The organism is Streptomyces sp. NBC_00775 (assembly GCF_036347135.1).
Classification (GTDB): domain Bacteria; phylum Actinomycetota; class Actinomycetes; order Streptomycetales; family Streptomycetaceae; genus Streptomyces; species Streptomyces lutosisoli.
Genome location: NZ_CP108938.1, coordinates 6,175,544 through 6,194,416, shown reverse-complemented (window position 1 = coordinate 6,194,416; position 18,873 = coordinate 6,175,544). Strand labels below are relative to the sequence as shown.

Annotated in this window: 15 protein-coding genes, 1 tRNA gene and 1 pseudogene; 6 read left to right on the top strand and 11 right to left on the bottom strand. The window is 69.8% G+C overall.

What is annotated here, in order from left to right; translation table 11 throughout:
* Nucleotides 1-32: 32 nt before the first annotated feature.
* Genes OIC96_RS27765 through OIC96_RS27745 form a run of 5 tightly spaced genes read right to left on the bottom strand, consistent with a single transcriptional unit; the run spans nucleotide 33 to nucleotide 6,432 of the window.
* Complete coding sequence (locus OIC96_RS27765; protein WP_330305236.1) at nucleotides 33-1,502, bottom strand: FAD-dependent monooxygenase; 1,470 nt, start codon at nucleotides 1,500-1,502, stop codon at nucleotides 33-35.
* The gene (locus OIC96_RS27760; RefSeq protein ID WP_330305237.1) at nucleotides 1,492-2,784 is read right to left on the bottom strand and encodes a cation:proton antiporter; all 1,293 of its coding nucleotides are present in this window, start codon (nucleotides 2,782-2,784) and stop codon (nucleotides 1,492-1,494) included. The genes OIC96_RS27765 and OIC96_RS27760 overlap by 11 nt, the downstream gene beginning before the upstream one ends.
* 29 nt (nucleotides 2,785-2,813) lie before the next feature.
* Entirely contained in the window at nucleotides 2,814-4,409 is a 1,596-nt protein-coding gene (locus tag OIC96_RS27755; protein ID WP_330305238.1) for an NAD(P)/FAD-dependent oxidoreductase, read from the bottom strand.
* 2 nt (nucleotides 4,410-4,411) lie between these two features.
* Complete coding sequence (locus tag OIC96_RS27750; RefSeq protein WP_330305239.1) at nucleotides 4,412-5,854, bottom strand: DHA2 family efflux MFS transporter permease subunit; 1,443 nt, start codon at nucleotides 5,852-5,854, stop codon at nucleotides 4,412-4,414.
* Nucleotides 5,851-6,432 (bottom strand): NADPH-dependent FMN reductase, encoded by a 582-nt coding sequence (locus OIC96_RS27745; protein ID WP_327429457.1) that lies wholly within the window; start codon nucleotides 6,430-6,432, stop codon nucleotides 5,851-5,853. Before OIC96_RS27745 ends, OIC96_RS27750 begins: the two co-directional genes overlap by 4 nt.
* A gap of 592 nt (nucleotides 6,433-7,024) precedes the next feature.
* Between OIC96_RS27745 and OIC96_RS27740 the strand changes: the two genes are divergently transcribed.
* Nucleotides 7,025-7,861: a hypothetical protein gene (locus tag OIC96_RS27740; protein WP_330462140.1), complete on the top strand. Its 837-nt coding sequence runs from the start codon at nucleotides 7,025-7,027 to the stop codon at nucleotides 7,859-7,861.
* Between the two features lie 346 nt (nucleotides 7,862-8,207).
* Here OIC96_RS27740 and OIC96_RS27735 read toward each other — a convergent pair whose 3' ends face one another.
* The 3 genes from OIC96_RS27735 to OIC96_RS27725 all read right to left on the bottom strand — a co-directional run bounded on the left by OIC96_RS27735 (nucleotide 8,208) and on the right by OIC96_RS27725 (nucleotide 12,042).
* Entirely contained in the window at nucleotides 8,208-9,980 is a 1,773-nt protein-coding gene (locus OIC96_RS27735; protein WP_330305241.1) for an acetyl/propionyl/methylcrotonyl-CoA carboxylase subunit alpha, read from the bottom strand.
* A gap of 66 nt (nucleotides 9,981-10,046) precedes the next feature.
* Nucleotides 10,047-10,970: an NAD-dependent epimerase/dehydratase family protein gene (locus OIC96_RS27730; protein WP_330305242.1), complete on the bottom strand. Its 924-nt coding sequence runs from the start codon at nucleotides 10,968-10,970 to the stop codon at nucleotides 10,047-10,049.
* A 139-nt stretch (nucleotides 10,971-11,109) separates the two neighbouring features.
* Nucleotides 11,110-12,042 carry a ScbA/BarX family gamma-butyrolactone biosynthesis protein gene (locus OIC96_RS27725; RefSeq protein WP_330305243.1) on the bottom strand — a complete coding sequence of 311 codons (933 nt, stop codon included), beginning with the start codon at nucleotides 12,040-12,042 and terminating at the stop codon, nucleotides 11,110-11,112.
* Between the two features lie 601 nt (nucleotides 12,043-12,643).
* Here OIC96_RS27725 and OIC96_RS27720 point away from each other — a divergent pair.
* On the top strand, nucleotides 12,644-13,291 hold the full coding sequence (locus OIC96_RS27720; protein WP_406501734.1) for a response regulator transcription factor: 648 nt from the start codon (nucleotides 12,644-12,646) through the stop codon (nucleotides 13,289-13,291).
* Between the two features lie 133 nt (nucleotides 13,292-13,424).
* A complete protein-coding gene (locus OIC96_RS27715; RefSeq protein WP_330305245.1) occupies nucleotides 13,425-14,045 on the top strand; it encodes a ScbR family autoregulator-binding transcription factor in 621 nt (206 codons plus the stop codon).
* Nucleotides 14,046-14,392: 347 nt separating this feature from the next.
* Here OIC96_RS27715 and OIC96_RS27710 read toward each other — a convergent pair whose 3' ends face one another.
* Nucleotides 14,393-14,977 (bottom strand): TetR/AcrR family transcriptional regulator, encoded by a 585-nt coding sequence (locus OIC96_RS27710; protein WP_330305246.1) that lies wholly within the window; start codon nucleotides 14,975-14,977, stop codon nucleotides 14,393-14,395.
* Nucleotides 14,978-15,655: 678 nt separating this feature from the next.
* Here OIC96_RS27710 and OIC96_RS27705 point away from each other — a divergent pair.
* The 3 genes and pseudogenes from OIC96_RS27705 to OIC96_RS27695 all read left to right on the top strand — a co-directional run bounded on the left by OIC96_RS27705 (nucleotide 15,656) and on the right by OIC96_RS27695 (nucleotide 18,041).
* Nucleotides 15,656-15,728 (top strand) — tRNA-Arg (locus OIC96_RS27705).
* Nucleotides 15,729-16,022: 294 nt separating this feature from the next.
* Nucleotides 16,023-17,073: pseudogene (locus OIC96_RS27700) on the top strand (IS110 family transposase).
* Between the two features lie 761 nt (nucleotides 17,074-17,834).
* Nucleotides 17,835-18,041, top strand: a complete 207-nt coding sequence (locus OIC96_RS27695; protein WP_330305247.1) for a hypothetical protein — start codon at nucleotides 17,835-17,837, stop codon at nucleotides 18,039-18,041.
* A 218-nt stretch (nucleotides 18,042-18,259) separates the two neighbouring features.
* Here OIC96_RS27695 and OIC96_RS27690 read toward each other — a convergent pair whose 3' ends face one another.
* Together OIC96_RS27690 and OIC96_RS27685 are read right to left on the bottom strand one after the other, a co-directional pair.
* Nucleotides 18,260-18,478, bottom strand: coding sequence for a hypothetical protein (locus tag OIC96_RS27690; protein ID WP_330305248.1), 219 nt, complete (start codon nucleotides 18,476-18,478; stop codon nucleotides 18,260-18,262).
* 18 nt (nucleotides 18,479-18,496) lie between these two features.
* Nucleotides 18,497-18,808 (bottom strand): hypothetical protein, encoded by a 312-nt coding sequence (locus OIC96_RS27685; protein WP_330305249.1) that lies wholly within the window; start codon nucleotides 18,806-18,808, stop codon nucleotides 18,497-18,499.
* Nucleotides 18,809-18,873: the final 65 nt, after the last annotated feature.

Below are 18,873 nucleotides of genomic sequence, written 5' to 3'. Positions count from 1 at the left end.
CGCCGTGCGGGCGGGGTGCGGAGCGCGGCGGCTCAGCGTGCGGGGCCGAACCAGCGGTCCAGCGCCATCGGCAGGTCGCCGTGGCTGCCGGGTGCCGCCCAGGCGATGTAGCCGTCGGGGCGGATCAGGACGGCCGACGTGCCGGCCAGCGCGCTGGTGTCGGCGACGGCGTGCGGCTCGGCGGTCACCGTGTCGACCCGGTCGGCCCAGCCGGCCGACCGGCGCCTGAGCGCCGCGTTGTCCGCCAGGTCGAGCAGGACGCCGCGGCCGCCGTGCAGCAGCTCGGTGCTGCTGGTCTTGAAGCCGTCGCCGACCAGCTCCAGGTGCGGCATCCGGCGGCCGAGCAGCGGATGCCGGCCGCCGCCGACGTCGTAGCCGATCTCCAGACCGCTGACCATCGCGGCGAGGTGCTTGCTGACGTCGTCGTACTTGATCAGCTCGTTCAGTACGTCGCGCAGCGGCTGCACCTCGGAGCCGCTGAGGAACAGCAGGCCCTGGGCCTGGGTGTTCATCAGCAGCCGCTTGCCGACCGGGTGGCGCTCGTCGTGGTAGGTGTCCAGCAGGGCCTCGGGGGCCTTGCCGCGGATCACCGCGGCGAGCTTCCAGCCGAGGTTGACCGCGTCCTGGATGCTGGTGTTCATCCCCTGGCCGCCGGCGGGCAGATGGATGTGCGCGGCGTCCCCGGCGAGGAACACCCGGCCGCGGCGGTACTCGGTGGCCTGCCGGGTGGCGTCCCCGAAGGAGCTCACCCAGACCGCCTCGCCGTGCGAGATGTCCTGACCGGTGACCCGCTTCCAGCCCTCGGCCACCTCGTCGTAACCGGGCGGGCTGGTACGGCGCTTCGGCGGGATGCCCCGCTCGCACAGGATCAGCCGGGTGACGCCACCCGGCAGCGGGCCGACCATGACCATGCCGCCGGGGTACGTCGTCCCGATCATGGACGGTTCGATTTCGAGACCCTTGACGTCGGCGAGGAACATCTCCAGGGTCGCCGCGGTGCCGGGGAAGTCGAAGCCCGCCGTCTTGCGGACCAGGCTGCGGCCGCCGTCGCAGCCGACGAGGTAGCGGGCGCGCAGCGTCTGCCTGCCGTCGGGGCCCTTGACCTCGACCTCCACGGCGTCCGGGCCGTTGGTGAGCTCGACGACCTCGTGGCCACGGCGCAGATCCGCGCCGAGCTCCTTCACCCAGGCTTCGAGTACGGCCTCGGTCTGCGACTGGGGCACGCTCTTGGCCGCCTGGTGCGCGCCCTCAAGGACGGCGAAGTCGACCGGCAGCCCGCCGAAGTGGCCCACGTTGCTGGTGGTGATGTCGCCGAACCGCGACAGCAGCCCCCGCTGGTCGAAGACCTCCATCGTGCGGGCGGTGAAGCCCAGCCCGCGTGACTCGCCGGTGCGTTCCGGGAGGCGTTCGACGACGATGGTGTCGACCCCGGCGAGCCGCAGCTCACCGGCGAGCATCAGGCCGGCCGGGCCGGCTCCCACGACGATGACATCAGCGTCCATCGGTGTTGTCTCCAAGAGGTTCGTCGGAAGGTCCCGAGTCCGGCACCGTGGCCTTGCTCGGGGACCGGGGAGTGCGCACACCGGCCCGGCCCGCCGCGTCGAGGTCCTCGCGCAGTCGGTCGGCCGGGTAACTCCAGCTGAGCAGCGGCCCGGTCATCGCCGTGGTGATCAGGGCCATGACCAGGAGCATCGCGTAGAGCTCGACATTGAGCAGACCCTGCTCCAGGCCCACCGAGAGGATGACGATCTCGGTCAGCCCGCGGGCGTTGACCAGGGACGCCACGACCGCCGAGCCCCGGGGCGGGATGCCGGACAGACGCGCCGCCGTGTATCCGCCGCCGACCTTGCCGAAGATGGAGATCGCCAGGATCACGCCGAGAATGCCCAGTTCGCTCAGGCGCAGCCCGGTCAGGTCGACGGTGAGCCCGGTGACCGCGAAGAACACCGGCAGCATCAGGTGGATGGCCGGGTCCAGCCGTTCCCTGAGGCGCTCCAGGAACCCCTCGGAGCGGGGCATCACCGCGCCGAACACGAACGCCCCGAAGATGTAGTGGATCTGCATCCACTCGGCGGCCCAGGCCGAGGCGAACAGACCGATCAGCAGGTACGGCAGCGGCTCGGCGGTGTCGGCAAGGCGCCGCAGCAGCGGCCGTACCAGACGGAACATCACCAGCACGTACACCGGGGCGAGCAGCAGCCGCCAGGACTCGTGGCCGGAGGCGGAGGCGAGGGCCACCGCGATGGCCAGCAGGGCGTAGGCGACGACATCGATCACGGCGGCCGCGGCGAGGGCGATCCCGCCGATCAGCGTGTGCTGCATACCGCGGTCGGTGAGGATGCGGGCGAGCACGGGGAACGCGGTGGCCGACACCGACACCCCGAAGAAGAGCACGAAGGGCAGCGTGCCGCCCTCGGCGTACCGGGGAGCGAGCCAGAGGGCGAAGGAGCAGCCCAGCGCGAGCGGCAGCAGCGTGGCGCCCGCCGCGACCCCGGTGACGACGCGGCCCTTGCCCTGGATGAGGCGGTGGTCCAGCTCCATCCCGACCACGAACATGAACAGGACCAGGCCGACGGCGGCCAGGGTCTTCAGCGGCGGGATGACCGACGTGGGGAAGACCGCGTCGCCGGCCAGGTGGCCGAGCAGCGTCGGGCCGAGGACGATCCCCGCCGCGATCTCTCCGATCACCCTGGGCTGCTTCACGAAGACGGCCGCCGCCCCGAGGAGACGGGCGGCGGCCAAGATGATGACGATGTCGAGGAACAGCAGATCTATGGGTGGCATGAGACTCCTTAAGTCGTCCTCCTGCGCCCTCAGTTGAAGATCTGGGCGATGTGTTCGGGTGCGGTGGTACGGCCCCACTTCTGGGCGAGTTCGACGAGTTCCGGAGTCGCCTCGAAGCACTTGTCGTCCCGGTTGCCCCGGTCGAAGGGCTCGGGCAGACAGGGCGAGGTGGAGATCCGGGCGAAGACCCGCTCGGCGGCCTCGGCCGGGTCGAGCGTGCCCGCCTCGACGGCCTGGCAGGTCTCCCGGGTGAACGTCAGCAGTTCGTGGATGTCCTGGCCGACGGGGTCGGGCAGGCCCGGGTGCTGCCGCTTCTCCAGGTCGCGGAACACCTGGTCGTCGTGGCTGTCCAGGAACCGCCGGTAGGCCTGCTCCAGCGTCACCGTCGGCATGACGGTGGTCGCCTCCCAGACGCGGAGCACCGCGTTCCACAGGTCGTAGTGCCTGAAGCCGACGAAGGAGCTGTAGACGACGTCGTCGTGGACGTCGAACAGGCCCTGCTGGAGTACGTCGACGAAGGCGAAGCGCTCGGTCGACCAGTCGCCGTCCTTGGACGCCTCGATCAGCCGCCAGGCCAGGGCGTTGACGACCTCCAGCGTGTTGGTCAGACCGCGGGAGTACAGCGCGTCGATGAACCCGGCCGCGTGGGAGGTCAGGGTGAAGCGCTCGCCCACCGTGTCGTGGGCGGAGTACTGGAGCCGTCCGGTGCTGACCCAGGGCCGTACCGCCTTGGCCTTCTGGAACTGCTCGGCGATCTCCGGGTAGCGGCGCAGGAAGTCGTCGAACTCCTCCTGGGCGGTGAGGTCGGTCTTGGGGAAGACCCGTTCGTCCAGCGTCAGGCCGACGCTGCACAGCGGGTTGAGCGAGTCCTCCTCGTTGTCGAACGGGATGACCCACAGCCAGCCGCCGTCGAAGACGTGGTGCAGTGTGCCCTCGTGCCACGGGCTGCGGTGCTGGTGCGGCTGGGCGGCCTTGGCGTCGTCGAAGGGTGTCACCCCGACCATGTGGGTGAACATGGAGCGGGAGTGGTGGCGGGCCCGGGTGGGCACGTCACGCAGGCCGAACTTGTCGGCGACCGGCGAGCGGAAGCCGCTGCCGTCCACGAGGTAGCGGGCGCGGAACTCCTCGCCCTTGTCCGAGCGCAGCGTGACGCCCTCGGCCGGGTCGACGTCGATGTCCTGGATGCGGGTGCCGCTGAGCGGCTCGACTCCGTAGGAGACCGCGAGGTGGAACAGATAGGCGTCGACGTCCTGGCGGAACAGATGGCTCTCGGTCCGCTGCCAGGCGGGGATCACCATCTGGTTGATCTGCTCGGGGTCGTGCGGCTGCCCCTCGCGGTGGTAGACGAAGCCGAAGTTCGCCTTCTTGCCGCACATCGGGGAGACCTTCTCGATGATCCCCTGGTGGCTGGCGAGCGGCTCCAGCTCGGGCACCGAGTAGCGCTCCGCGATGATCTTCGTGAGCACGGAGGTGTACGGAATCGTCGACTCGCCGACGGCGAACCGGGGATGGACGCCCGCGTCGATCAGCAGCACGCTGACGCCGTTGCGGGCGAGCACGGCCCCGAGCATGCCGCCGGCCATGCCCGAGCCGAGGATGGCTACGTCGTAAACGGTCTCACCCATGTTCAGGCCTTTCCTGAGGAGTGGGGATGTGCCGGCGCCGGAGTCGGCCGGCTGCCGGAGCTCAGCGCCGCCCACAGCCCGAGGGTGCCGAGCAGGGCGGCGACGGCCGTGCCGAACTGCCACCACAGGGCGGTGTGGAAGGCGTGTTCGACGCCTTGGGACAGGCCGCGGGCGACGATGACCGAGAACAGGGCCGCGCCCAGGGCGCCGCCGATCCGGACCAGGATGTTGATCTGCGCGGTGGCGTCGGGCAGCCGGTCCCGGGGGACGATGCCGAACGCGGCGACCATCATCGGGGTGGTGGCGAGGCCGGTTCCCATGCCGAGGCCGAACAGCAGGATCTGGACGAACACCGTGCCGGGGTTGTCGGTCAGCGCGAACGCGCCGGTGACCAGGGTGGTGAGGCCGGCGCCGAGCACGGCGACGGGACCTCCGGTGTACTTGTCGGTCAGCCGCCCGCTGAGCGGGAGCATGATCGCTGTGCCGAGGCCCAGCGGAAGCATCTGCAGTCCGGTGGCGACCACGCCGTCGGAGTGCAGCAGCTGGAAGTAGAGCGGGAACAGCAGCGCGCTGCCGAAGCCCAGCGCCCCGTTGAACATGAAGCCCGCACAGGCCGCCACATAGCCGGGGTCGCGGAACAGCCGCAGGTCCAGCAGCGGCTGCTCACGGCGGGTGGCGTGCCGGACGAAGGCGATCAGGCCCGCGACGCCGATCGCGAGCGGCAGCAGCACCCTGGACCCGTCCGGGGAGCCCAACTCGCCCCAGCTGGTGAGCCCGTACACGACCAGCGGCAGCCCGAGGCCGATGTAGCCGTAGCCGGTCCAGTCCGCCTTTGTGGTCGACGCCCCCTTGTCGAGCGGCAGATAGCGCCGCCCCAGCAGGATGGCGATCACGCCGAGCGGCACGTTGATCAGGAACAGCCAGCGCCAGGACAGCGAGTGCAGCATCAGGCCGCCGAGCGTGGGCCCGAGCGCCGGCGCGAGCGTGACGGCGATGCCGAGCCGGGCCATCACACGGCCGAGCCGGCCCGGTCCCACGGCCTGGCCGAGGATCGTCTGGCCGGTCGGGACGAGCAGGCCGGCGGTCAGTCCCTGGAACACGCGCAGGACGATCAGCGACTCGATGTTCGGGGCCAGTCCGCACAGCGCGGAGATCACCGTGAACGCGGCCAGCGCCCACAGATACAGCCGGCCCGCGCCGACCCGGCGGCCGAGCCAGGCGCAGATCGGCAGCGAGACGGCCAGCGCCAGCAGGTAGCCACTGGCGACCCACTGGGCTGTGCCGATGCCGGCATGGAACTCGCGCTGGATCGTCTCCAGCGCGATGTTGATGAGTGAGGTGTCCAGGCCGCCCGCGAACGCGCCAAGAGCGATCACCCCGGCGAGTCGCCAAATCGCCGGGGTGATCTCCTGAGGTGCTGCGGGCTCGGCCTCTACCCGGGTCACGCGCCCTCGCGCAGCGGCTTCAGCGCCTGCGCCCAGGAAACGGTCTCTTCCAGCATGGTGGTGAGGGTCTGCACCTGGTGGGCGCCGGGGGTGAACTCGCCGGGCTCCGTCGGGTTGCTGATGGTGAAGTCACCGAAGAGGGACAGGCCGACCTGGGAGCGGACGGTGGCCACCTTCAGCTCCGACAGGATCAGCCGCAGGTGCTCGATGGCACGGGCGCCGCCCTGGAGGCCGTAACCGACGAAGCCGGCGGCCTTGTTGTTCCACTCGGAGTAGACGAAGTCGAGCGCGTTCTTCAGGACGCCCGGGATCGAGCGGTTGTACTCGGGGGTCACGAACACGAAGCCGTCGTAGGAGCTGATGGCCTCAGCCCACTTCTGGGTGTGCTCCTTGCTGTACTTGCCGAACGCCGGCGGCTGCGGCTCGTCGAGGATCGGAAGGGCGAAGTCCGCGAGGTCGAGGACCTCGAAGACCGCGTCCGGGACCTGCTCGGCACCCACCTTGGCCACCCACTCGGCCACCATCTGGCCTCGGCGGCCCGGGCGGGTGCTGCCGAGGATGATTCCGATCTTGGTCATATGGTTCTGCCTCTTCTTCCGGTTCTGATCTGATCCGCGCGGGATCGGCGAAAGGAAATAGATTCACACGGCGCGAATCAACGACAATTCAGCGACGTTAGGTTCCATGTTCTTCGCTTCCGGCGACGCCCTCAACAGTTCCGGTTCAAGGATTCCGTCCACTTTTCCAGCGGAAGTACATGAGATACAAGGGAACGTCAGGCGAGGTACAGAGGAATGTCAAGTCCGGCCTGACCAGGCACACTTCGGACGGAGCCGCCTGCCGCAGGAGGGTTCCGCACCCGGCAGCCAGTTCTCCGAAATTACTGAGTAGCTTCTTCGGATCCGCCGCCGGAGTCAATGGATTCGAGTTCAGGTGAACGTGAAACAACGTCAGGTGAACGAAAAGCCGCGTGTGGATCCCAGAAGAAGGTCAGGCCCTCCACAGGAGACCCCTCTCCGGGTTGCACGGCAAATCTCCGTCGAACTAGCTTTCCCGCCATGTGGACAACCACGAGTGGGGGATCAAGTGGGGAATGCACCGACAACTACTGAAGGAGCCCGCGCGAGCGCCGTGCGGGCATGCGTGGGAGCGGGCTGTACCGGCCTCGAAGTGTCCGGGCACGGCCGGCACCTCGCGGCCGCGGGCAGCAGGCTGTGCCCGATCTGCCGGGAACGGCTGTCCGCGGAACTGGGCCGGCTGCCCGAGCTGTACGAGGCCTGCGGCCGCCGACTGGCCGGCAGCGCCGGCGACCCGGCCCGCCCCAAGACGTCCGGCGGCCCGCTGCCCGGCATGGCGTTCAACGCCGGGGCGGCCGAGGCGCGTACCGAGATCCTGGGCGTGCTCGGATCCTGGGCGGGCGCCGTGGTCAAGGAGCGCCGGGCGCCCGCACCGCGCCGGGCGGTGCTCCCGCTGGCCGCGTTCCTCGACCGGCACCTCGACTGGCTCGCCGGGCACGACGCCGCGGGCGAGTTCTCCGCCGAGGTGGCCCGGCTGGTGCGGCGCGCCCGCCGGGTGGTGGATCCCGAGGTACGCCATCAGGTTCCGATCGGCGCGTGTGTGGAGCCCGGCTGCACGGGCTCACTGGCGGCAGTCGTCAGACCCCAGCAGCCACAACTCCCCGCCGTGATCCGCTGCGACCGCGACCCCGCGCACCTCTGGCTGGGCCACGAGTGGCTCCAGCTCAGGCGCCGCCTCAGCGGTACGGCCCCCGAGGCCGGGGCCGAGCCCGCGGCGGACGCGACCACCGAGCGCCCCGCTGTCACGGAGCCGGAACCCGTGCGATGGGTGACCGCGGCCGACATCGCCCGCCTCTGGTCCGTCCCGACCGGCAGCGTGTACCGCCACGCGAGCGAGTCCAAGTGGCGCCGCCGCAGCCACCAAGGGCGTACGTACTACCACGGCGGGGATGTCGTGGAGACGCTCAGGGGGCGGGGGGCTGCCGCGTAGGGCCTGCGCTTCGGGTGGGTTCTTCGGGGGCGGGTGGGTACTTCGGGTGCGGGTGAGTGGGGGCTGGTCGCGCAGTTCCCCGCGCCCCTGAGGCGCGGGGCTGCGCCCCGCGATCCCCTACCCACCCCCGGGCTCGCTTGACGACTGGACGGTGCCACCGACCAACCCCGTCTTTTAGGGGCGCGGGGAACTGCGCGAGCAACCCCCACCGGCCCGCAGCCGACGAACAACCCACGGGGTCGAAGGGGCAGAGCCCCTGGGGATGGGACGGGTAGGGGCGGCGGGGGCGAACAACGGCACTCGGTCCCGATGACCAGCGACCAAGTCGCCCGCACCGGAACCGTAGTCAGTCCTTGATTTCGCAGATGGCGGCGCCGGAGGTGACGGACGCGCCGACCTCCGCGCTCAGGCCCTTGATGGTGCCGGAGCGGTGGGCGTTGAGGGGCTGTTCCATCTTCATGGCTTCCAGGACGACGATCAGGTCGCCTTCGTTGACTTCCTGGCCTTCCTCGACGGCGACCTTGACGATGGTGCCCTGCATCGGGGAGGCGAGGGTGTCACCGGAGGCGACGGGGCCGGACTTCTTGGCGGCGCGGCGCTTGGGCTTGGCGCCGGCGGCAAGTCCGGTGCGGGCCAGCGACATGCCCAGCGAGACCGGCAGGGAGACCTCCAGGCGCTTGCCGCCGACCTCGACGACCACGGTCTCGCGGCCCGGCTCCTCCTCGGCCTCGGTGTCCACGGAGGTCGTGAAGGCGGGGATCTCGTTGACGAACTCGGTCTCGATCCAGCGGGTGTGGACCGTGAACGGCGCGTCCGAGCCGCCCAGTTCGGGGGCGAAGGCCGGGTCGGTGACGACCGCGCGGTGGAAGGGGATGGCGGTGGCCATGCCCTCCACCTGGAATTCGGCGAGGGCGCGGGCGGCGCGCTGGAGGGCCTGTTCGCGGGTGGCGCCGGTGACGATCAGCTTGGCGAGCAGGGAGTCCCAGGCCGGGCCGATCACGCTGCCGGACTCCACGCCCGCGTCCAGCCGCACACCCGGGCCGGTCGGCGCGGCGAAGGCGGTGACGGTGCCCGGGGCGGGCAGGAAGCCGCGGCCGGGGTCTTCGCCGTTGATGCGGAACTCGATGGAGTGGCCGCGCAGTTCGGGGTCGCCGTAGCCGAGAGGCTCGCCGTCGGCGATGCGGAACATTTCGCGGACCAGGTCGATCCCGGCGACTTCCTCGGTGACGGGGTGCTCGACCTGCAGGCGGGTGTTGACCTCCAGGAAGGAGATCGTGCCGTCCATGCCGACGAGGAACTCCACGGTGCCGGCGCCGACGTAGCCGGCCTCCTTCAGGATGGCCTTGGAGGAGGCGTACAGCTCGGCGACCTGCGCATCCGACAGGAACGGCGCGGGCGCCTCCTCGACCAGCTTCTGGTGGCGGCGCTGCAGCGAGCAGTCACGCGTCGATACGACGACGACGTTGCCGTGGGAGTCGGCCAGGCACTGCGTCTCCACGTGGCGGGGCTTGTCGAGGTAACGCTCGACGAAGCACTCACCCCGCCCGAACGCGGCGACCGCCTCCCGCACCGCGGACTCGTACAGCTCGGGGACCTCCTCCAGGGTGCGGGCGACCTTCAGACCGCGCCCGCCACCGCCGAACGCGGCCTTGATCGCGATCGGCAGGCCGTGCTGCTCGGCGAACGCCACGACCTCGTCGGCGCCGGAAACCGGGTCAGGGGTGCCGGCGACCAGGGGGGCGCCGGCGCGCTGGGCGATGTGCCGGGCGGCGACCTTGTCCCCGAGGTCACGGATGGCCTGCGGGGGCGGGCCGATCCAGATCAGGTTGGCGTCGAGAACGGCCTGGGCGAACTCGGCGTTCTCGGACAGGAAGCCGTAACCGGGGTGGATGGCATCCGCCCCCGCATCCTTGGCGGCCTGCAGCACCTTGGCGATGTCCAGGTAACTGGTGGCCGGGGTGTCACCGCCCAACGCGAACGCCTCGTCCGCCGCACGGACATGCAGAGCGTCCCGGTCCGGTTCCGCATACACGGCAACGCTCGCGATCCCGGCATCCCGGCACGCCCGGGCCACGCGGACAGCGATTTCGCCACGGTTGGCGATGAGCACCTTGCGCACGATGAACTACTCCTCAGTTTCCTGCGGTTGTGTCCGGAGTTTCCGGCGGTGGAGGCGAGCGGCTCTTCAGGCCGCCCGCAGGGTCTTTCGGTACCAGTGCGCGGTGCCCTGGAACTCCTTGTCGAAACCGGCCCCGGGCTCACGGCCGAGGTCGGACCAGAGCGGGTCGCTGTCGAAGAAGTGATCGGTCGTCAGCATGTCCAGTACGGACGACGCCTGACCGTCCGCCGCGAGGATCGTGCGGGCCTCCTCGACCGTGAGCTCCCGTTCCGGCCAGGGAGTCGCCGTGCACTCGGCGACGGCCCGCAGGACGGCGTCCACCGTGACGGGCTCCGGGTGGGCCGCGTGGTAGACGGACGCGGTCAGGACGGAGAGGGGTGCGAGGGCGGTGGCCACCATGAGCCGGGCCAGGTCCCGTACGGCGATGACGGACATCAGAGAGGACCAGCCCTCCACCGTGCCCGGCAGGGTACGCAGGATCCTGGTCAGGCCCGGGCCCACCCAGGTGTCACCCTCCCCATAGACCAGATGGGGCCGCAGGACGATGCCGCCGGCCGAGAGGACGGCGTCCTCGGCGACGGCCCGGGTGCGGGACGTGGGTGATCCGGGATTGCGGGTCAGTTCCTCGGGCCGGCTGCCACGGAAGACTCCGCGGCCGTAGACGGAAGCGGTACTGAGATACACGATGCGGGAGACTCCCGCGCGGCGCGCCTCGTCGACGAGCGCGGTCGTACCCCGGGCGTTGACGGCCTCGTTGGCCTCGACGGTTCCACCGATCTGCGAGGCGCAGTGGATCAGGACGTCGACGCCGTCGCACACCCCGCGCAGGCTCGCGGGATCGGCCAGGTCGCCGGGGACGACGCGGCGGCCGGAGTCCGGCACGGGCCGGCGGCGCGCCATGACCCGTACGCCGGCCTGCTGCCGCTCCGCTTCGCGGGTCACATGGCCGCCCACGAAGCCGGACGCGCCGGTGATCATGATGGAAGGCATTCGGCACTCTCCAGTGAGGTACTCGGCTCAGCGGATGCTCGGATCAGCTGATGCCCGGATCAGCTGATGCCCGGCTCGGCGGATGCCCGCCTCAGCCCTGCTCGGCTCGGCGGATGCCCGGCTCAGCGGGTGCGGGGGCTCAGCGGGTGCGGGGGCTCAATATCATTTCGGCGCCGAAGACGGTCTCCTCCTGCTGCGTGCCGCGCACCCGCACCAGGACGTCGCCCGTGCCGCCGTGCCGCTCGGAGCGCGCCTCGATCCAGCACGGGGCGTCGAACTCGGCGTAGCGCGTGAAGTCGCTCTTCAGGTCGAGGAGGAGGGCGTCGGACATCCCGGTCGAGGCGTGGGCGGCCTGCCGGGCGGCCTCCAGGAGCACCATCCCGGGTACGTGGTCCACCGGGTGGTCGAAGTAGGTCGGATGAGCGGTGTCGACCCGCAGTTCCCAGCGGTTCCCGGTGCCCGGCACCGGCTCGGCGAGCACGACGTGCCGGGTGCTGGTGTGCCCCACGGCGGCCGGATCGATCGCCGGCAGCGGTGTGCGGCCGGTGGTGGTGGGACGGCCGTCGCGCAGCCGCCGGTGGACGTCCGGGCTCACGCAACGGAAGCCGGCCCCGGCGGTGGCCAGCGCTCTTCCCTCGCGGAGCACCGTGACGTCGTACCGCATCCCGCAGAGCGAGCGGCCCCGGCGGACGATGTCGCGGCAGACCGTGCGCAGTTCGACCTCGGTGGGGACGGCGTCCGCGACGAGGAGTTCGGGTGCGGCGGCGAAGCTGATGTCCCCCATCAGGAACTGGTATCCGAAGGGCACCCCGAACTCGGCGTGGGCGAGGAGCGAGCCGACCTGACGGACGGACTCGACCACCAGCATGGGGTCCTGGTAGCCGCCCTCCCGGGCGAAGAGCGAGTGGCTGCGCGGCCACTGAGCCTTGACCACGAAGCCCTCCCGGCCGTCGGAGCCGTGGAGATCGTCGGCCTCCCAGCCGGTGAGGAGGACTTCGGAGACAGCGGCGCGATGGACGTACTCGCGCGGCACCGTGGTGGTCAGTCGAGGCAGAGTCTTCAGATCCCGCATGTGCAGCACTCCTGTCAGTTTCCGGGCAGGGGGTAGCACTCCGGACATCGGCACCCCCCTTGGCCGACGTCTTCTGCAACGCCAAGATACAGACAGGTCAGTTCGTTTTTTCAAGTAAAGATTTGCCCCTGTCACCCCATGCGACACTCCAGTACAGGCGAGTAGCGGCGAATTGCCCGATTCGCTCCACCAGACCTTCAAAACAGGCAGCTCAGTACGGTTGCGATGGAACTCCGCCACTGCCGCAACCCGCCGGCCCAGAAGTAACCCACCGTGCTTGACCTCGACAGAAGCCCGAAAACACCGTGCTGTCACTGCTCACGGCGCACCCAGTGAGCCTCCACACAGGGGCGCGAGGGTGGGCTAATCATGGTTGACAATCAGACAAGTCTGTTTGGTATCTTCGCTGCTGTGAGCGTTCAGCAGTCTGTGATGACGAGGCTGTGACTCAGGAGGGGCAATGAATCGGCAGGCCGTGGATGTACTCGAACCATCATCGGAGCACTACCAGCCACACCGACCCGCGATCACCGCGGCCCGGGGGGCAGGGGCGACCGCCCCACAGGGCGCGAACCGGGAAGGGGTACTGCGGATACTGGTCGTGGAGAACGACGCACGGGCCGCCGACACACTCCTCAAGGGCCTGCTGCGCCAGGGCTACGCCGCCCAGAGCGTGGGTACGGGAGCCCAGGCGCTGCGGGCTCATCACGACGCCGACCTGGTGCTGCTCGACCTCGATCTGCCCGACCTGGACGGCCTTGAGGTGTGCCGCGGCATCCGCGCGGTGAGCAACACCCCGATCATCACCGTCACCGCGCGCGGCTCAGAACTCGACCGGGTGCTCGGCCTCCAGGCCGGCTCCGACGACTACCTGGTCAAGCCGTACGGCTTCCGCGAGCTGCTGGCCCGCATGGACGCGGTGATGCGCCGGGTGCGCTCGCAGCAGAGCTCCACCGCGCGGATCATCGACCACGGGCCGCTGCGTATCGACGCGGGCGCCCGGGTGGCCACGCTGGACGGGGAGCCGGTCGACCTGACCCGCAAGGAGTTCGACCTGCTGTACCTACTGGCCTCGCAGCCCGACACCGTCGTCCCGCGGCGCCAGATCATGGCCCAGGTCTGGGACGACGCGTGGTCCCCGCACGGCCGCACCGTCGACACCCACGTCAGCACCCTGCGCGGCAAGCTCGGCGCCAGCGAATGGATCACCACCGTCCGGGGCATCGGCTTCCGGCTCGGACACCCCTAAGCACCCCGGGCTCACCCCGGGTCCCCGCCCCGGAGTCCGCGCCCCACCGAAAGTGTCACCCTGCCGCTGACGGCATCCCGCCCGGTCGCGATACAATACAGACTAGTCTGTTAATTCAGGGTGAGGATCTGGCATGGCTCAGCAGGAACGCGGTAAGCGGTCGCGGCAGTCGATCCTGGAGGCTGCTGCGCAGGTGTTCGACGAGTGCGGTTACGACGCCGCGAGCACCAACGACATCCTCGCCAGAACCGGCCTCACCCGCGGTTCGCTCTACCACCACTTCCCGTCCAAGGAAGCCATCGCGCTCGCCCTGGTGGCAGCGCACGGCGAGGCCCTGACGGTTCCCGACCAGGCGGTGAAGCTCCAGGCCGTCATCGACCTGACCATGCAGTTCGCCAGGCGACTCCAGACCGACCCGGTACTGCGCGCCAGTGTGCGCCTCGCCGTCGAACAGACATCCTTCTCCGTCCCGCCGGAGACCGCCTACGAGCAGTCCAACGTGGCCATTCTCGGCCTGCTGCAGGAAGCCGAGGAGCGGGGCGAGATCCTGCCCGGCGTGGATGTGCGCGAGGCCGCGTCGACCATCGTCGGCGCCTTCACCGGTCTCCAGATCATGTCCCAGGCGTACACCAAGCGTGAGGACCTGCCCGAACGGACCGGTGTGTTCTGGCGCTTCCTGCTGCCGGGCCTGGCCATCCCGGGCCTGATCGGCCGACTGCGTACGACTCCGCCGCCGGTCGGCACCGAGAGCTGAGAACCGGCCGAGTGCTGCCGGCCGGCGCGCACGACTCAGGCCCGGTCGCCGGTCGGCACCGAGGCCTGAAAGCCGCCGGGCTGAAGCCGCGGGTTGAGGGCTGAGAGCAGAAAGCCGCGGGCTGAGGGTGAGGGCTGAGGGCTGAAGCCGCGGACTGCGGACTTACGGGTTGCGGTTCAGCCGCGACGGCCGCCGGGGGCCGGAGCCGGGCCGAGGCCAGGCCGGGGCCGGGCCGGGGCCGGGCCGGGGCCGGGCCGGAAAACAGGAGCCGGGCCGAGGGGGCCGGAAGACAGAAGGCGGACCGAGAGGGCCGGAGGCCAGCGGCCTGGGCCGAGGGCCGGCCGCACTCAGTCCCGCTCCTCCCCGTCCGGGCTGTAGAGCGGGCGCAGCAATCCCCACAGCCGCCGCGAGGTCTTGGCGTCCCACCACACATCGTCGCTGTATCCCAGCGACTCCAGCCCGGCGGCCACCACCACGGCAAGATCGGCCAGATCGGCCAGATCGGTCAGTTCCTGCGCCGGTCGTACGACGTCCTGATACGTGTCGGAGACGCGCTGGTGAACCATCGTCAGCAGATCGTCGCGCAGACGTGGCGGCCCGGCCGAACCGTCCGCCGCGAGCCGCATCCCCGCCCGGACGACCTCCTCCGTGCGCAGGGCCTCGCCCAGAGCGGCGAGGAAACGCTCCGGGGCGTCCGCCGCCGGCCCCTCGAACGCCTCCTCCGTCAACGCGACGACCCGGCTGCGCGCCTGCGCGTACACGGCGGCCGCCAGGGCCGCGGTGGAGGGAAAGTGGTGATACAGGGCCCCTCGGCTCACGCCCGCCCGGTGGCAGATGTTGACCAGGCCCGCGTCGGAGGGCTGGCCGTCCGCGATCAGTTCCGCCGTGGCGCGGACGAGTGCCTCACGGGTGTGCTCGGACCGCGTCTGCATCGGCTGCACCCGCCCTCTCTTCTTCAAAGCACGAGCAATACATGGAAAGGATGGAAAGGATGGAAAACACAGAAAACACGGACACCCCGAACACGCCGGAACCGGCCACCCCCCGATGAAGCCAAATCATACAACCATGCCTGTTTCGGATGGCAGCCCTGCGACGCAACTCCTTTGAGCAGCCTCTGAGACTCCGTTAAGTACGACCGCGGCGAGACGCCCGCCCGCACAGGGCCCACCGGCTCGACAGTCCGCACCCCATACAATTCAGACCAGTCTGTTTGTTACGTGCCGGGTCGCAGCAGGACGCGGAGGAAGAGTGTTCCGTGGGGCGCCCCGGGGTCGGGCGTCGGGTTCCGGCGACGGGGGTGGCGGCGGGCGACGTCGGAGGCGGGCGACGACGTGGGTCATGGCCGGCGACGTGGGGGCGGCCGTGTGGGCCTTCGTGCCGGTCGGCTGCCGGACCGGACGCGCGTCCTGAGCCTCACAGCGCTCCGCACTGGCAGGCTCCCAGTCCCCACCCCGATTACTCGACAGCTGCCATCTCCCCAACCGCTACACTGTCGGCGGTGGCACGGCCGTTACATCGACCACGCCGCCACAAGACTGGCGAGACCTCGTCTGCATCGATCCGCTCACCCGCGGACCAATTCCAGACACGGTTTCCGACAGATCCCCGCCTTCGTAGCTCAGGGGATAGAGCACCGCTCTCCTAAAGCGGGTGTCGCAGGTTCGAATCCTGCCGGGGGCACAAGGGCAAAGGCCCCGGACCGATCATGGTCCGGGGCCTTTGACATCCACAGCTGACTGTGAGGATGCCGGTGGTGCCGCCCTGGGGGGCCTGACTCTCCGTCTGACCGACGCCATCCGGCTGTCCTGTTGATGATTTGTCGGCCGTCCCGGGCGGTGCCGCTCCGCGCGCGGCCGGTCGGGCGTCTGTGACCTCATAGGAGCCCGGCCAAAGGTCCCATCACAGTCTTGTCCTGCCGCCCGACCGGCACGCGCCGCCCCTCACGCAGCGCACGGAAGGACAGCAGCAACCAGAATGGCAGACCAAATAGCGGTGGTCGGCGGCGTCGACACCCACACCGACTTCCACCAGGCCGCCGTGATCGACTCGATCGGCCGGCACCTGGCCACCCAGGCTTTCCCCACCACCCCCGACGGCTACCGCCAGCTGCTCAACTGGCTGCGCTCGCACGGCGAGGTCCTCGCCGTCGGAGTCGAGGGCACCGGCGCCTACGGCTCGCAACTCACCCGCCCAGGTCACCGTCATCGAGGTGGACCGGCCCGACCGGCGAGCCCGCAGAGCCAACGGCAAGTCCGACCCCCTCGACGCCTACGCCGCCGCCACCGCCGTGCTCTCCGGCCGGGCCAGCGCCACACCCAAGAACCGCGACGGCATCGTGGAAGCCATTCGCACCCTGCGGGTCGTCCGCCGCTCGGCAGTCAAGGCCCGCACCCAGACCCTCAACCAGATCCGCACCCTGATCGTCACCGCACCCGACCAGGTCCGCGAACGACTGCGCACCCTGCACACCGCCGAGCTGATCAGGCACCTGGCCCGCTCCCGCCCGGGACCAAACCCCAGCGACCCGGCCTGCGCAGCCCGCACAGCCCTGCGACGCCTGGCCCGCCGCTACCAGCACCTCACCGAGGAAATCACCGAAGCCGACACCGAACTGGAGCCCCTGGTCGCCCAGGCCGCCCCCACACTGGTCGCCCTGCCCGGCGTGGGCACCGAAACCGCCGCCCAGCTCCTGATCACCGCAGGCGACAAGCCCGACCGGCTGAAATCGGAGGCGTCCTTCGCGCATTTGTGCGCGGCTGCCCCCGTCCCCGCCAGCTCGGGCCGCACACACCGGCACCGCCTCAACCGCGGCGGCGACCGACGGGCCAACCACGCCCTCCACATCATTGCCCTGGTCCGCATGCGCTACGACACCCGCACCAAGAAATACGTCACCCGCCGCACCGCCGAAGGCATGTCGAAGAAGGACATCCTGCGCTGCCTCAAACGCTTCATCGCCCGCGAGGTCTACCAACACCTCACCCGTCAAAATCCCACACCTAAGCCACTCCTACGGGCCGCTTGACGGTCTATAGGAGCTTCATCAACGACGCCGGACCGGGGCGTACACCAGCGTCTCTGTCCGACCGTCGCGCCAGTGGCCGGCCCAAGCGGGAGCGCGCTCGGATCGAACTCCTAAAGCGGGTGTCGCAGGTTCGAATCCTGCCGGGGGCACAGAGAAACACCAGGTCAGAGCCTGGCCCTGCATGACGAAGGCCCTCCCTGTAGATCACGGAGGGCCTTGTTGCGTCAGTTGGGAACGCACTGGGAACGTGCCGTTGGAGCCCGCCTTCGGTTGTGATCGACAGGTTGCCAGGAGACTGCGAAACCAGGTGATCGCCGCTCACCGATGGAATCCAACGAGGTAGCCCCGGTCTCCAAAGGGCTGTCCTCTGCACTCCCGCAACAGGCGACGTAAAAATGTGACGTATTCCCTCACATCGTCCAATCTGGGGCATTTTTACTGACTGCCCATCGCCTGCCTGACATCGTTGCCAGGCGAGCAACTCCGCCCTGTCAGACGGTAGTTGCCGTGATTGCCGCAGGTAATCGATCACCCGGAGGGATGCAACATGACCTCGCTCCACACGCGCTTCAAACGCGCCGCCGTCTGCGCGGCCACCGCCACGGTGGCGCTGGTGACAGCGATGGCACCCGCTGTCAGCGCCGCACCCGCCCGTGCACCGCGCGCTGCGGCGGCGGCCGAGCCGACGACGGCGTGCGGCAGTAAGTTCCCGCTGTACCGCCAACGCCAAGTACCCGTGCGGGTTCGACTTCGCCTACACCGTGACGCGCGAGGGCCAGGACGTGCTGGACGGCAGCAGTTCCGGCAGCGGCGGCCCGTCCGGCGTGGTCGAAGGAAACTCCACTGGCTGCGCCGGTCCCGGCACCTACACGCTCAGGGCCCGGTACGTCATGTCCGGCCCGTACTGGACCGACACGCAGATCAACTCCGGCTACCGCACGTACAACCTTGATCTGCCCTGCGGCTGACAAGGGGTGCTGCCCGACAGGGAGCCCCGAGCCGGGCGGCTGCATGCCCGGGCTCATCTGCGGGCTGTTCGGAGTGCGGCCTTGGCGGCGTTCCAGTTGGCCCAGATGGCTTTGAACATGTCCTGGACGTGGCGGGTGCGCAGTTCGCGTATCCCGGATTCGGCCGCCGCCTGTCGAAGTCCGCCCCCGTGAAGCCGCCGGCTTCGGCTGCGTCGTGCCTACATCCAGCCCGCGTCGTGCGACCGCGCCGCGGCGAGCTGCTCCTCGGTGAGGGTCGACTGGTCGGGCCTGCTGACCACTGCCCAGTGCTTGCCCACGGGGCAGCGGGCGTAGCGCTTGGACGGGGTGAGGCGTAGGGACTTGAAGCCGACGAACGGTATCCATGTGGCCGTATAGAGGTGTCCCGCCGCGCACTGCACGATCGACTTCTGGGGCATGTGCACCTCCTCGGCGCCTCAGGCGGACTTGACCTTGAAGCTGCTGCCGTTGCGTGGACCGAGACGGGCCGTCACCCGCGGCGGTGTGCCTGGGGCGTCGTGCACCATCAACTCATCGGTGCCTACGCCGAGTCGGGCCGCGCGCTGGCCCTTGTAGCGGAAGAACACGGCTATCTCGTGAGCTCCCGCATCGACCGGGATCTCCGTCGTGCCCCACCTCGCGGGCCACTCGACGCCGTCGATCTCCACGACTGGTCGTGTGAAGGCGCGGTGGAAGGGGAGCGCCACCAGGGAGGGACGGATGTCGACCAGGACCTTCACCATCGCCATGAACATCACCGAATTTCTTGACTGGTTGACTGATTGACCGGTTGCGTCCGGCGGATGCCTTGCGT